Origin of the sequence: Pandoraea capi (genome assembly GCF_902459735.1) — a bacterium.
GTDB classification, from domain to species: domain Bacteria; phylum Pseudomonadota; class Gammaproteobacteria; order Burkholderiales; family Burkholderiaceae; genus Pandoraea; species Pandoraea capi.
On record NZ_CABPRV010000001.1, the window covers coordinates 432,001 to 444,828 of the forward strand.

General features: G+C 62.6%; 10 protein-coding genes and 1 pseudogene. 3 read left to right on the plus strand and 8 right to left on the minus strand.

Annotated features, from left to right (window positions below; genetic code table 11):
• Nucleotides 1-111 precede the first annotated feature (111 nt).
• The gene (gene kch / locus PCA20602_RS01895; RefSeq protein ID WP_246181975.1) at nucleotides 112-1,350 is read left to right on the plus strand and encodes a voltage-gated potassium channel protein; all 1,239 of its coding nucleotides are present in this window, start codon (nucleotides 112-114) and stop codon (nucleotides 1,348-1,350) included.
• A 159-nt stretch (nucleotides 1,351-1,509) separates the two neighbouring features.
• Here kch and uvrC read toward each other — a convergent pair whose 3' ends face one another.
• Nucleotides 1,510-3,615 carry an excinuclease ABC subunit UvrC gene (gene uvrC / locus PCA20602_RS01900; RefSeq protein ID WP_150720002.1) on the minus strand — a complete coding sequence of 702 codons (2,106 nt, stop codon included), beginning with the start codon at nucleotides 3,613-3,615 and terminating at the stop codon, nucleotides 1,510-1,512.
• A 546-nt stretch (nucleotides 3,616-4,161) separates the two neighbouring features.
• Between uvrC and earP the strand changes: the two genes are divergently transcribed.
• Both earP and efp read left to right on the plus strand, forming a co-directional pair.
• The gene (gene earP, locus PCA20602_RS01905) at nucleotides 4,162-5,394 is read left to right on the plus strand and encodes an elongation factor P maturation arginine rhamnosyltransferase EarP (RefSeq protein WP_150719722.1); all 1,233 of its coding nucleotides are present in this window, start codon (nucleotides 4,162-4,164) and stop codon (nucleotides 5,392-5,394) included.
• Nucleotides 5,395-5,534: 140 nt separating this feature from the next.
• A complete protein-coding gene (gene efp / locus PCA20602_RS01910) occupies nucleotides 5,535-6,092 on the plus strand; it encodes an elongation factor P (protein ID WP_069342277.1) in 558 nt (185 codons plus the stop codon).
• A gap of 113 nt (nucleotides 6,093-6,205) precedes the next feature.
• Here efp and nagZ read toward each other — a convergent pair whose 3' ends face one another.
• The 7 genes and pseudogenes from nagZ to lepB form a co-directional block, all read right to left on the minus strand.
• Nucleotides 6,206-7,240: a beta-N-acetylhexosaminidase gene (gene nagZ, locus PCA20602_RS01915; protein WP_150719723.1), complete on the minus strand. Its 1,035-nt coding sequence runs from the start codon at nucleotides 7,238-7,240 to the stop codon at nucleotides 6,206-6,208.
• Nucleotides 7,240-7,692 (minus strand): holo-ACP synthase, encoded by a 453-nt coding sequence (gene acpS, locus PCA20602_RS01920; RefSeq protein WP_150720003.1) that lies wholly within the window; start codon nucleotides 7,690-7,692, stop codon nucleotides 7,240-7,242. The genes nagZ and acpS overlap by 1 nt, the downstream gene beginning before the upstream one ends.
• A 179-nt stretch (nucleotides 7,693-7,871) precedes the next feature.
• The gene (pdxJ, locus tag PCA20602_RS01925) at nucleotides 7,872-8,633 is read right to left on the minus strand and encodes a pyridoxine 5'-phosphate synthase (protein ID WP_150719724.1); all 762 of its coding nucleotides are present in this window, start codon (nucleotides 8,631-8,633) and stop codon (nucleotides 7,872-7,874) included.
• Nucleotides 8,630-9,631, minus strand: a complete 1,002-nt coding sequence (recO, locus tag PCA20602_RS01930; protein WP_343031965.1) for a DNA repair protein RecO — start codon at nucleotides 9,629-9,631, stop codon at nucleotides 8,630-8,632. The genes pdxJ and recO overlap by 4 nt, the downstream gene beginning before the upstream one ends.
• Nucleotides 9,618-10,511, minus strand: a complete 894-nt coding sequence (gene era, locus PCA20602_RS01935) for a GTPase Era (protein ID WP_069342273.1) — start codon at nucleotides 10,509-10,511, stop codon at nucleotides 9,618-9,620. The genes recO and era overlap by 14 nt, the downstream gene beginning before the upstream one ends.
• Before the next feature lie 58 nt (nucleotides 10,512-10,569).
• A pseudogene (gene rnc, locus PCA20602_RS01940) lies at nucleotides 10,570-11,622 on the minus strand (ribonuclease III); the annotation flags it as partial.
• A 275-nt stretch (nucleotides 11,623-11,897) separates the two neighbouring features.
• Nucleotides 11,898-12,812, minus strand: coding sequence for a signal peptidase I (lepB, locus tag PCA20602_RS01945; protein WP_150719727.1), 915 nt, complete (start codon nucleotides 12,810-12,812; stop codon nucleotides 11,898-11,900).
• Nucleotides 12,813-12,828: the final 16 nt, after the last annotated feature.

A 12,828-nucleotide genomic window follows, 5' to 3' on the forward strand; every position in this document is an offset into this window, starting at 1 on the left:
TTGTGCCGTGTCTGCCCCGCAGCGACAAGGCCGGGGCACCTCACGCCTGTTGACATGTGCGCCGGTGTGCCCCTATCTTGCTCGCAACATCCCGCCAATAGCGTCGATCTCGTGAAACTGCCCCGGCCCCTGCCCGCCCTGCGTGGTGCCCTGCACCGCCCCGTGCTCTCCGCGCACATCGTCATCGCGGCGCTGGTCGGCATCGACGGCCTGCTGCTCGTCGCGTCAGTCCTTCTGCGCGTGCCCGGCTCGCTGCTCATCGACCTGTTCGTGCGCGGCGACATCTCCGCGCTGGAGCGCATCGAAGCCACCCATTTGCCCCGCCTGCTGTTCGGCCTGAACGCCATCGAGCGCATTGACTTCTCGCATCTGCCCCGCGCGCTCGTCGGTCTGGCGCTGGTCGCACTCGCCTGCGGGCTCGTCATCCGCGCACGCACCGCCTGGGCGTTCACGCTGGTGATGCTCGTGCTCGCCGCCACGATCAACTTCCACCTCAACATCCGCTTCGATCTGACGTTCGTCCTTTCGCTCGCCTGCTTCGGCCTGCTGCTCTGGTACTGGCGTGAGTTTGACCGGGCAAGCTTTGCCGCCGCCACGCTCTACACGCTCGTGGCGGTGTTCGCGCTAGTGGTCTATGCCACGTTCGGCACGATGTATCTGGGGCGCGAATTCAAGCCGAACGTCGCCGATCTGGCGACCGCCTTCTACTTTGCCATCGTCACGATGACGACCGTCGGTTATGGCGACATCGTGCCCATCTCGACAGACGCGCGCCTGTTCACCGCCTCGGTCATCATCTTCGGGATCAGCGTGTTCGCCACATCGCTCACGGTCGTCATCGGCCCGCTGGTCGGTGGCAACCTCAAGAAAATTCTCGCCGGGAGATTCACACACGTGATACGAAAGAACCACTTCATCGTGGCCGGCGCCTCGCCGCTTGCCGTCAACGTGCACCACGAACTCACCAAGCGCGGCTGGCCGGTGACGGTCATCATCTCAAGCAGTGTCGACAACCCGTATCCGGAAGGCGCGGATGTCATGCACGGTGACGCCAGCGATAACACCGTGCTCACGCAAGCCGGGATCGATCACGCGAGAGCCGTGCTCGCCTTGCGGGCGGACGATTCGGAAAACGCCTTCATCGTGCTTGCCGCGAAGGAGATCGCGCCGAAAGTTCGCACGATTGCGTCGGTCAACGACAGCAAGCATCTGAGCAAACTCAAGCGCGTGCAGCCGGATATGATCTTCGCGCCGCCGGTCGTCGGTGGTGAACTCCTCGCACGCACGCTCTCCGGGGAGACGGTCGACAACGAGACCGTCATGCGCCTGCTGTTTCACGGCGATACGTGATGTGACGTGGCGTGGCGTGGCGTCGTGCAATTCGAGCCGACGACGCAGCCAGCGCCGTGATCGCGCCCGCACCGTTGGCGTTGCGCGCAACGGCGAGGCGGTTCCGGTGTGCCTCCACGGATTCGCGGTACGCGTTCTATCGACTGACGCCGACGGCGATCAGTGAAGCTGACGGTAGATCTGTTCGGCGAGCGTCGTGGAAATGCCTTCGACGCTGGCCAGTTCGTCGACGCTGGCCGACGCCACGCCCTGCAAACCGCCGAAGCGCATCAGCAGGCGCTGACGTCGCTTCGCGCCAATTCCCTCGATCTCCTCAAGTCGCGACGTCTGACGCGCCTTCGCACGCTTGGCCCGCATGCCGGTGATCGCGAAGCGGTGGGCTTCGTCACGAATCTGCGCGATCAGCATCAGCACGGCGCTCTCGCGGCCCAGCTCCAGCGGCGCCCGGCCATCGGCAAAAATCAGCGTTTCGAGACCCACTTTGCGGCCCTCTCCCTTCGCCACGCCGACCAGACGGCCGATGTCGATACCCAACTCGACGAACACCTGACGCGCGACCTCCACCTGCCCCTTGCCGCCGTCGATCAGCACCAGTTGCGGCAGGTTGGCTTCGACATCGGAGACGTCCGGCTTACCGGATGCCGTCGATGCCGTCACTTCAGTCACCTCGCCATCCGCAACGACCGAAGTCTCGGCCTCGGCACGCGCCACATCGGCCGCGACCGATGACGGGTCGGCCGCATCGGCCAACGTCACGGAAGCCGCCGACGCCGCCTCCATCAGACGGCCATACCGCCGCGTGAGCACCTGACGCATCGCCGCGTAGTCGTCGCCCGGCGTAATGCCAGCGATGTTGTAGCGCCGGTACTCGCTCGTCTGCATCTTGTGATGATGGAAGACGACGCACGACGCCTGCGTGGCTTCGCCCTGCGTATGGCTGATGTCGAAGCACTCGACGCGCAGCAACGCCGGATCGTCGATATCGAGCCCGATCGTCTGCACCAGATCACGCGTTCGCGCCTGCTGGCTGCCTTGCTCGGTCAACAGACGCGTCAGTGCCAGTTGCGCCCCCTGCTGCGCCATGTCAAGCCACGCGCGACGTTGTCCCTGCGGTTGCCGCACCATCGCAATACGACGGCCGGCCTGCTCCGACAACGCGGCCAGCAACTCGTCGTTGGGCAGTGCGTGGCTCACGACCAGCACCGGGGGCACCGACTGCCCCAGATAGTGCTGCGCGACGAAGGCTTCGAGCAGTCGCGATTCGAGCGACGCCGATGGCGTATCCGACGGCATCTCGCCAGCGATCTCGCCTTCGTTGAGGGTCGCGTCCTTCGGCGGGTCGCCGGAGGCATCCTGCGCCAGCACCTCGTCTTCCTCGAACTCGTCGGCAATGCCGCCCTCGACACCGCGCTCAACGTGCGCCGGGAAATACGCCTTGTCGCCCAGGTGACGCCCGCCGCGCACCATCGCGAGGTTCACGCATGCGCGCCCGCCCGCGTACGCGACGGCCAGAATGTCGGCATCGACATCCCCCGCCGTCTCGACGGATTGCTGCTGGAGAACGCCGGACAACGCCTGCATCTGATTGCGTACCACCGCCGCCTGCTCGAACTGAAGCGCCTCGGCATACGTCATCATCTTGGCTTCCAGCGCGCCGAGCACCTCGTTCTGGCGTCCGGAGAGGAATGCCGCAGCGTTTTGCACGTCGCGCGCGTAGTCCTCGTCCGTAATCGCCCCCACGCATGGCGCGCTGCATCGCTCGATCTGATTCAACAGACAAGGCCGCGTGCGGTTCGAGAAGACGGAGTCTTCGCATGTCCGCAGTTGGAAGACCTTTTGCAGAATCTGGATGCTTTCGCGCACCGCCCATGCGCTCGGGAATGGTCCGAAATACTGTCCACGACGATCCACCGAACCCCGGTAGTACGCCATGCGCGGATATTTGTGCTGCGTGAGTTTTAGGAACGGATACGACTTGTCGTCGCGAAACAGGATGTTGTAACGCGGATGCAGCGCCTTGATCAGATTGTTCTCAAGCAGCAGCGCCTCGGTTTCCGAGCGCGTCACGGTTGTTTCGAGCTTCGCGATACGCGCGACCATCAACGCAATGCGCGGCGAGAGCTGCGTCTTGTTGAAGTAGCTCGATACGCGCTTCTTGAGATTGCGCGCTTTGCCCACGTAGAGGACGTTGCCCGCTGCGTCGTAGTAGCGGTAGACGCCCGGCAGGTTCGGCAATTGTGCGAGGACCTTGCGGGCATCGAACAGTGGGGCGTCGTTGGCGTCGCCGGTTTGGGAAGCGGTGTCAGTGCTATCGACGTTACCGGCTTTGCGGGCGCGCGTCGTCTTGCTGGCCTTGGCCGGTTTTGTGGTAACCGGTGCGTCGCTCGCCGCGGCCGTCGTGCCGCTCGTGTCCACTTCGGCCGCGTCGGTCGCCTTAGCGGTCCCGGTGGGTTCGTCAGCCGGCGCCGATACTCGCGGCGCGACGCCCTCTCCCGGTTCGACTACGCCGGTGCCAGACTGCGCGACGGAATCGTCGACCGACGCCGACGTCTTCGTCGGCTGAGCGACGGTCTTCCCCGACTCGGCTTGAGCGGCTCTGGCTTTGCGGGACTTGCGCGGCGGCGTGACGTCGTGGGCGTCTTCGGTCATGAACTGTGATGATCGGTGCGTCCCCGGGAAACGGCGCGATACGACGGCAGCGGTGACGTCGACACCGGTGTTTGCACCGGGCGCGTCGCCGCAAGATGACATCGTCACGCGTCACAGGGACTAAAATCAGGAGTTTAGACCAATCCGCGTTTCCGCTTCTCAATGTCCCTGCCTGTCACGCCGTCCTCCGTCGCCCCGATCTCAGGCGCCCTTCCTCCGGTACCGCGCTGCGATCTGTTCTGCACGGTCGTCGACAATTTCGGCGATATCGGCGTGTGCTGGCGGCTTGCGCGTCAACTCGTGCGCGAGCACGGCTGGTCGGTCCGGCTGTGGGTCGACGACCTCGCAAGCTTCCGTTATCTGCGCCCTGACATCGATCCGACGTCGCCCCGGCAGCGCTGCGACGGCATCGACGTGCGTCGCTGGGATGCCGACTTCGGTGCCATCACCGACGACAACGCTCCCGGCGACATCGTCATCGAAGCCTTCGCCTGCTACCTTCCGGACAACTACATCCAGGCGATGCACGCCCGCAAGCAGGCCGGTCGCGCGCCGATCTGGATCAACCTCGAATACCTGAGCGCGGAAGCATGGGTCGACGACTTTCATTTGCAGAAGTCGGTCCATCCGCAACTGGGGCTCGTCAAAACGTTCTTCCTGCCCGGCTTTACGCCCCGTACGGGTGGTCTCGCCCGCGAGCGCGAGTTGTTCTCTCGTCGTGACGCTTTTCTCGCGTCTGACGACCTTCGCAACGCATGGTGGCAACGCACGCTGGGGCTACCCGCCGCCCCGCAGGATGCGCTGATTGTCTCGCTCTTCGCGTACGAAAACGCGGCGCTGCCGGGACTGCTCGCCCAGTGGGCGGCCAGCCAGACGCCCATTGTCTGCCTCGTGCCCCAGGGACGTATCGCCCCCGCCGTTGGCGAGTGGTTCGGCCGCGCGGCGTTTGCGCCGGGAGAATCGGCCACGCGCGGGGCGCTCACGGTGTATGGCCTGCCTTTCGTCCCGCAAACCGAGTTCGACGCCCTGCTCTGGGCCTGCGATCTCAATTTCGTACGCGGCGAGGACTCGTTCGTCCGGGCGCAATGGGCCGCCAAGCCATTCGTCTGGCATATCTATCCGCAGGACGAAAATGCGCATCACGTGAAGCTCGACGCGTTCCTCGAACGCTACCTGGACGGCACGACGCCCCCGCTCGAACAGGGTGCGCGAGAGGCCTTGCGCACCTTCTGGCACCTCTGGAACGGCTACGCGAGCACGGCGCCCGACTGGGCAGCGCTGGCGTCGGCCTTACCCGCGCTGCATCGCCATGCGCAGGCATGGGCGCAGGCTCAGGCGAGCCTCCCGGACCTTGCGCGACAGTTGGCAAGCTTCGCGGAAAATCAGGTAAAATAGCTGGTTTTTCAACGCTTTGCTGCTGAACCTGCTGCCCCGGAGACCGTTCCGGGCGGACGCGGGAATCAAGCGGCGAATGGGCGTATGGAAGCGCTCAACAAGCGGCAAATCGCTTATTTCGTCACAGGATCTCGTTTTTTATGAAAACCGCTCAAGAACTCCGCGTCGGTAACGTCTTCATTCTCGAGAATGAACCGAACGTCGTGCTCCGCACCGAATTCGTCAAGTCGGGCCGCAACTCCAGCATGGTCAAGCTGAAGTACAAGAAGCTGCTGAAGGAAGGCCGTGGCGAATTCACGTACAAGGCAGACGAAAAGTTCGACACCGTCACGCTCGACAAGAAGGAAGTGACGTACTCGTACTTCGCCGATCCGATGTACGTGTTCATGGACGCTGAGTACAACCAGTACGAAGTCGAAGCGGAAAACATGGACAACGCGATCAAGTACCTTGAAGCCGACATGCCGTGCGAAGTCGTGTTCTACAACGAGAAGGCTATCTCGGTCGAACTGCCGACCACGCTCGTGCGCAAGGTCGAGTACACCGAACCGGCCGTCAAGGGCGACACGTCGTCGGGCCGCGTTCTGAAGAACGCCAAGATCAACGACCTGCTGGAAATTCAGGTGCCGCTGTTCGTCAACACCGACGACATGATCGAAATCGACACGCGTACCGACGAATACAAGAGCCGCGTCTAATCGACGGCTTGCGAGCGCGGCGCCTTCGGGTGTCGGGCTCGTCAGGTAACAAAAAAGCGCTCGTCCCTTCGGGGTCGAGCGCTTTTTGTTTGAGTGCCCGGATTTGCGTTTCGTTACCCGCCGAACGTCTCCGCGATCAGACGCTTCGCCGCCTGATATTCCGGCTGCGCCAGCAGCTTCTCCCAGCCATGCACCTTGCCACGGCCCTGGAGATGTTTGATACGACGCTGCGAGACCGTATCGGCAACCGGTTTCATCTCGCGCAGCAGGCGATCCGCCTTCTCCGGACTATTGCAGATGAGCACCATGTCGCAGCCGGCATCCAGTGCTGCATGCGCCGCCGTCACGACATCACCCGCCGCGCTCGCCCCTTGCATCGACAGATCGTCGCTGAAAATCACGCCGTCGAACCCGTACTTGCCTCGCAGGATTTCTTTCAGCCATTTGGCCGAAAAACCTGCCGGATTCGGATCGACCTGCGGATAGATCACGTGCGCCGGCATCACGGCCGAAAGCGACATCCCCAGCCAGTCGTACGGCTGCGCGTCGACGGCAAGAATCTCGTCGAGCGAACGCTCGTCGACGGGAATCTCGTGATGCGAATCGGCCGCCACAAAACCGTGCCCCGGGAAATGCTTGCCGCAGTTCGCCATCCCGGCCAGCAGCAATCCGTGATTGAGGCTCTTGGCCAGCATGGCCACAACGCGCGGATCGCTGTCGAATGCGCGGTCGCCAATCACGGTGGACGTGCCGTAATCGAGATCCAGCACCGGCGTGAAACTCAGGTCGATGTCGCACGCCCGCAGTTCCGACGCCAGCACGTAACCCACAGCGGTCGTCACGCGCGTCGCCTTGAACACGTCGTCATGCCAGAGCTTGCCCAGCTTGCCCATTGCGGGCAGATGCGTGAAGCCATCGGTACGGAAGCGCTGCACGCGTCCGCCTTCGTGATCGACCGCGATCAGAATGTCGTCGCGCACGTCGCGAATCTGCTTCGTGAGCGAACACAGTTGTGCACGATCGTCGAAGTTGCGGGCGAACAGAATGACACCCCCGGTCAACGGATGGTCGATGCGACGGATGTCATCTTCGCTGAGGGTCAGCCCGACGACGTCCAGCATCACCGGGCCCGGCCTGCGCTTCGTCATTACGTTTTCTCCGATGCAATATGGCTTGCGTTGCTTGAGTTATCCAAATGGCGCGAGGCGATCGCAAACGCGACCGCATAGTCTTTTTCGTCGGTGATCGAGATCTCGATCGACAGTTGCCGGTCCGCCAGCCACTGCACCAACTCGCCGGACGCCACGACCACCGGCTTGCCCGACGGCGCGTTGAGCGTCTGTACCGCGCGCCACGTCATCGGCCAGCGCATGCCGAGGCCGATAGCCTTCGACACCGCCTCCTTCGCGGCGAACCGCGTGCACAGGTAGGCAAGTCCGCGTACCTCGGAGCGCTTCTGACGGGCGTAATAAACCTTGAGTTCCTCGGGCCCCAGCACGCGCTCGGCAAATCGGCCCTTGGTGCGTGTCATGACGCCGACCACCCGGCTGATTTGCAGAATGTCGGTGCCGACACCGTAGATCCCTGTCGCGCCTTGCATCGGGGCGACAACGTGCCCGCGCTGCACCGACGTATCCGGCGATGCAGACACGTCGGACGAGGCCGACGAAGCCGACGGAACCGACGAAATGGGCCGGGAGGACGAGGGTGTCGTATCGCTCATGAGTATCGCGTCGCGTTATCGCGAATTTGGCGCTGGCGAAAAGAAAAGTCGCACGCTCAACCGCGCGCCGCGATACGGCTGGCCACCATGATGGCCTTCATCTCGCGCACCGCATTTTCCCAGCCGGCGAACAGGGCATGCGCAACGATGGCGTGACCGATGTTCAACTCGGAAATGCCTTCGATCGCGGCGATCGGCTGCACGTTTTCGTAATGCAGACCGTGACCGGCGTTGACACGCAACCCGAGCGAAACGCCCAGCGCGACCGCGCGCTCGATGCGAGCGAACTCCGCCTCGCGTGTCGCTTCGTCGTGCGCTTCGGCGTAACGCCCCGTATGCAGCTCGACCACCGGTGCGCCCATGCGTGCCGCAGCTTCGATCGCCGCCGCATCCGGATCGATGAAGAGCGACACGCGGCTACCCGCTTCGCCAAGTTGCTGCGTTGCCGCCGCGATACGGTCATACAGACCCACGACATCCAGACCGCCTTCGGTCGTCAACTCCTGACGGCTCTCAGGCACCAGGCAGACATCGTGCGGCTTCACGCTGCACGCAATCTTCAGCATCTCTTCCGTGACCGCGCATTCGAGGTTCATGCGCGTGATCAGCTTGTCGCGCAGATTCGTCACGTCCGCGTCGCGAATATGGCGACGGTCTTCGCGCAAATGCAGCGTAATGACATCGGCGCCCGCCTCTTCAGCCAGCAATGCGGCCCGGATCGGGTCGGGATACCGCGTACCGCGCGCATTGCGCACCGTCGCAACGTGATCAATGTTCACCCCGAGGTCGATGGGGTTGCCTTGGAAGAAGAGGCTCATAGTTTTTGCAGATCAAGCAGGATCTGCCGGGTGTTGAGCGGCACGCCGCCCAAATGGTGGTTGAGAAGAAAGCGCATGAGCAGCTTGCTTTGCTGCACGGTCTGCGCCCGTGAATAGTCGTCTTGCTCCATGTCGAGCAGTGTCTGGCCAATGACCACGGGCCAGTCTGACGGCTCGTCGCCACGCGCCGGGCGTACGCCCCAGTCGGGATGAAACACGTAACGGCGATCCGACGTGACCTTGCCGCGCGTTTGCGTGCAACGGTCGAACGCCACGGCATAGCCGGTCTCGCGCAACAGCACGCGCTCGAACGCACGCAGGATGATGCCTGCCGGCTCGCCGTGTGCCAGATGATGGAGTGTCGTCAGATAGTGCTGGAACAGTTTGTCGTGCGGATCGTCGCGCGCACAAAACTTCACCAGCAGTTCGTTCAGATAGAAGCCCGAGAGCAACGCGTCGCCTTCCAGCGGACGCAACCCGCCCACCCATTCGGCTTTCGTCAGCGTACGCAGCTCGCCTTTTCCCAGCCAGGCCAGCGAGAGCGGCTGAAAGGTCTGAAGCACGCCGCGCAAGGCGGAATGCGGACGCTTCGCGCCCTTCGCAACCAACGCGATACGGCCATGATCTCGCGTGAGCACGTCGATGATCAGGCTGGTTTCGCGGTAGGGATAACTGTGGAGCACAAAGCCGGGTTGTTCCGTCACCCGGCTCTGCTCGCGCTCAGCCACCCGGGCGGGTGACGGCGCACGCCGAACGCGCTTGGTTTCGCGTTTGGCATCACGACCGGCGTTCTCGACATTGGCCTCGGCCTGCTGAAAAGCTTCCGAGGCTTCGTCGTCCACGGCGCGTGAGCGCGGACTACGGGACTGACGCGTGGGCCGCGCCCCTGTCGCCGATGACGAGGACCCACGCGACGTTCGCGACGCGTTGCCCGCCGGGGTTACCTCGGCGGGTGCAGCGATGTCGTCGTGTGAAGTTTCGAGCTCACTCGTAGCCATATGCCCGCAGGCCGGCTTCGTTGTCGGCCCAGCCGCCCTTCACCTTGATCCAGACTTCCAGATACACCGGCCCATCGAAAAGCTTCGCCATATCCAGACGCGCATCGGTCGAAATCTGCTTGAGCTTCGCGCCCTTGTTGCCGATGATCATCGCCTTGTGGTTATCGCGGTCGACCAGAATCGTCGCGAAGATACGGCGCAGATTCCCTTCTACCTCGAACTTGTCGATGATGACGGTGCTCGTGTACGGCAACTCGTCGCCGGTCCAGCGGAACACCTTCTCGCGCAAAATCTCTGCCGCCATGAAGCGTTCGCTGCGATCGGTCAGATCATCTTCGCCATAGATCGGATCGCCTTCGAGCAGATACGGGCGCAGCACGCCGAGCAGGCGCTTGATGTCATCCGCACGCTTCGCGGACAGCGGCACGATTTCCCGGAAATCCCGCACTTCACCCACCTTGCGCAGGAACGGCAGCATTTCCGCCTTGTCGTTGATGCGATCGAGTTTGTTCACGATGAGCAGCACCGGCGTGGTCTCCGGCAACAGCTTGAGCACCTTCTCGTCGTCCGGCCCGAAATTACCCGCCTCGATCACGAACATCACGACATCGACGCTCGAGAGCGTGGAAGTGACCGCACGATTGAGCGAGCGGTTCAGTGCCGTGGCGTGACGTGTCTGGAATCCCGGCGTGTCGACGAAGATGTACTGCGCATCTTCCGTGGTGTTGATGCCGGTAATGCGATGTCGCGTCGTCTGCGCCTTGCGCGACGTAATGCTGATCTTCTGACCGACGAGGGCGTTGAGCAACGTCGACTTGCCGACGTTCGGACGCCCGACGATCGCCACGGTACCGCAGCGAAAATCCGTCTTATCGTTCATGTTTGGAAACTCTCTTGAAAAGGGGCAGCGCGTTGCGCTCGCCCCCAAATGGGACTCAGGCTGCTGCCGGAGGCTGCTTGGCGGCGTCGACCTTCTCTGCCGGCTTGTCGGCAGCTTTTTCGGCAGCCTTCTCGGCGGGCTTCTCCGAAGATTTTTCCGCGGGCGCTGCCGTGCCGCGCGGCGCAGCGTGGCTCGACGCCGTCATCGCCGGTGCCGCCGACGATCCCGTCGCGACATCACGCGCGTCCTTCGGCTCTCGCGACTCCTTGATGTCCTTGAGGTCCTTCGCGTCTTTCGCTTCGACTGGCTGTGCCCCCGTAGCATTCGTGGCACTCGCCGCCTTCTCCGCCTTTTTCGCTTCGGACGCCGCAGCCTTGGCCGCACGCTTTTTGGCGGCCTTGGCGCTCTTCTCGGCCTTCGGCTTGGCCAGCGCGGGCATCTTCTGTACCTCTTCCAGCGCCTTCTTGGCAGCGGCTTGCTCCGCCGCCCGGCGGCTCGCGCCCGAGCCACCGACCTTGATGTCGAGCTTCGGCACCGTGCACTCCACCTCGAACTGCTGGTTGTGTGCGGCGCCATGGGTGGCGATCACCGTGTACTGCGGCAGTGCGATCTTGTGCCCTTGCAGGTACTCCTGGAGCAGCGTCTTGGCGTCTTTGCCGAGCGTCTTCGGATCGACGTGTTCGAGCACCGGCGTGTACAGACGCTCGATGACCGCGTAGGCCGCTTCGAATCCACCGTCGAGGTACATGGCGCCGAACAGGGCTTCGAGGGTATCGGCCAGAATCGACGGGCGACGGAAACCGCCGCTCTTGAGCTCGCCTTCGCCCAGGCGAAGGAAATCGGAAACACCAAGCGTCTGCGCGATCTCGTACAACGACTGTTGCTTCACGAGATTGGCACGCACACGAGAGAGGTCGCCTTCGTCGAGCTTGCCGTAGCGACGGAACAGAATCGCTGCGACCGAACAATTCAGAATGGAATCGCCGAGAAATTCCAGCCGCTCATTGTTGGCGGCACTATGGCTACGGTGCGTCAGTGCTTGGCAAAGCAATTCCGCATCGTGGAAACGGTACTGGAGGCGTTCTTCCAGTTGGTTCAGTGATTGAGGCATGGCGCAAGTATAGCGCGACGCTCCCGCCCCGGCGTGCGTCGTCGCCAAGAAACGACGGGCTTTACCCCCGTCCAGCGGGCTTTTCGGACTCACGTGAGGGCAGTGGATCGGACAATACCGAGGTCAGGACAGACGCTTCCCACCGGTAGTCATCCCCCGTCGCATCTTTTATTTCTTATTTAAAAATAATAATGCGGAAATCGACGAAATTACGTCAATTTCCGCATCAATTCAATGCATATCGAAGGAGACGATCTCCTCCGGGACATCAAGACTTACTGGAAGCTACCCAGACGCTTCAGATTCGAGAAGTTCATCCAGATAAAGAATGCGCGGCCGACGATGTTCTGCTCCGGCACAAAGCCCCAGTAGCGGCTATCCGCGCTGTTGTCGCGGTTGTCGCCCATCATGAAATAGTTGCCCGGCGGCACCTTGCAGATCACGCCCTGGCTGTTGTACTGGCAGTTCTGCTTGTTGGGGAAGTCGTCGGCGCCCATGATGTACGGCGGCACGTTCGGATCGTTCAGAATCCGGTTCTTGACGCCCCCCACGGTCTCCTCGAACTGCTTGAAGTAAGCGATGTGTTCGTCGTCGAAGAAATCCGGCAAGGCCGTTTCCGGCACCGGCTGACCGTTGATCGTGAGCTTCTTGTTCTGATACGCCACGACGTCGCCCGGCACACCGATCACACGCTTGATGTAGTCCATCGACTCATCTTTCGGATAACGGAACACCACGACATCGCCACGCTTCGGCTCGCCGAGATCGATGATCTTCTTGTTCACCACCGGCAGACGAATGCCGTAGTCGAACTTGTTCACGAGGATGAAATCGCCGACGAGCAGCGTCGGAATCATCGACCCGGACGGGATCTTGAACGGCTCGACCACGAACGAGCGCAGCACGAACACCGCCAGAATCACCGGGAAGAAGCTGGCCGAATATTCCAGCCACCACGGTTGACGGAGCTTCTCGTCCCGCAACTTTGCACGGGCGCTCGCCAGTGCATTGCCTTCCTGCGCGCCAGAGCCCTGAATGCCGGAACCCTGCAAGGCCAGTTGCTGCTGATCGAACTGCGACACAGCGTCTTGTGCTGCCCGGCGGCGCGCCGGTTGAAACACCAACTTGTCGGCCACCCAGGCCACCCCGGTCACCAGCACCAGGATCAAAAGAATCAGGGCGAAATTCATGCGGGACCCGTCGCTA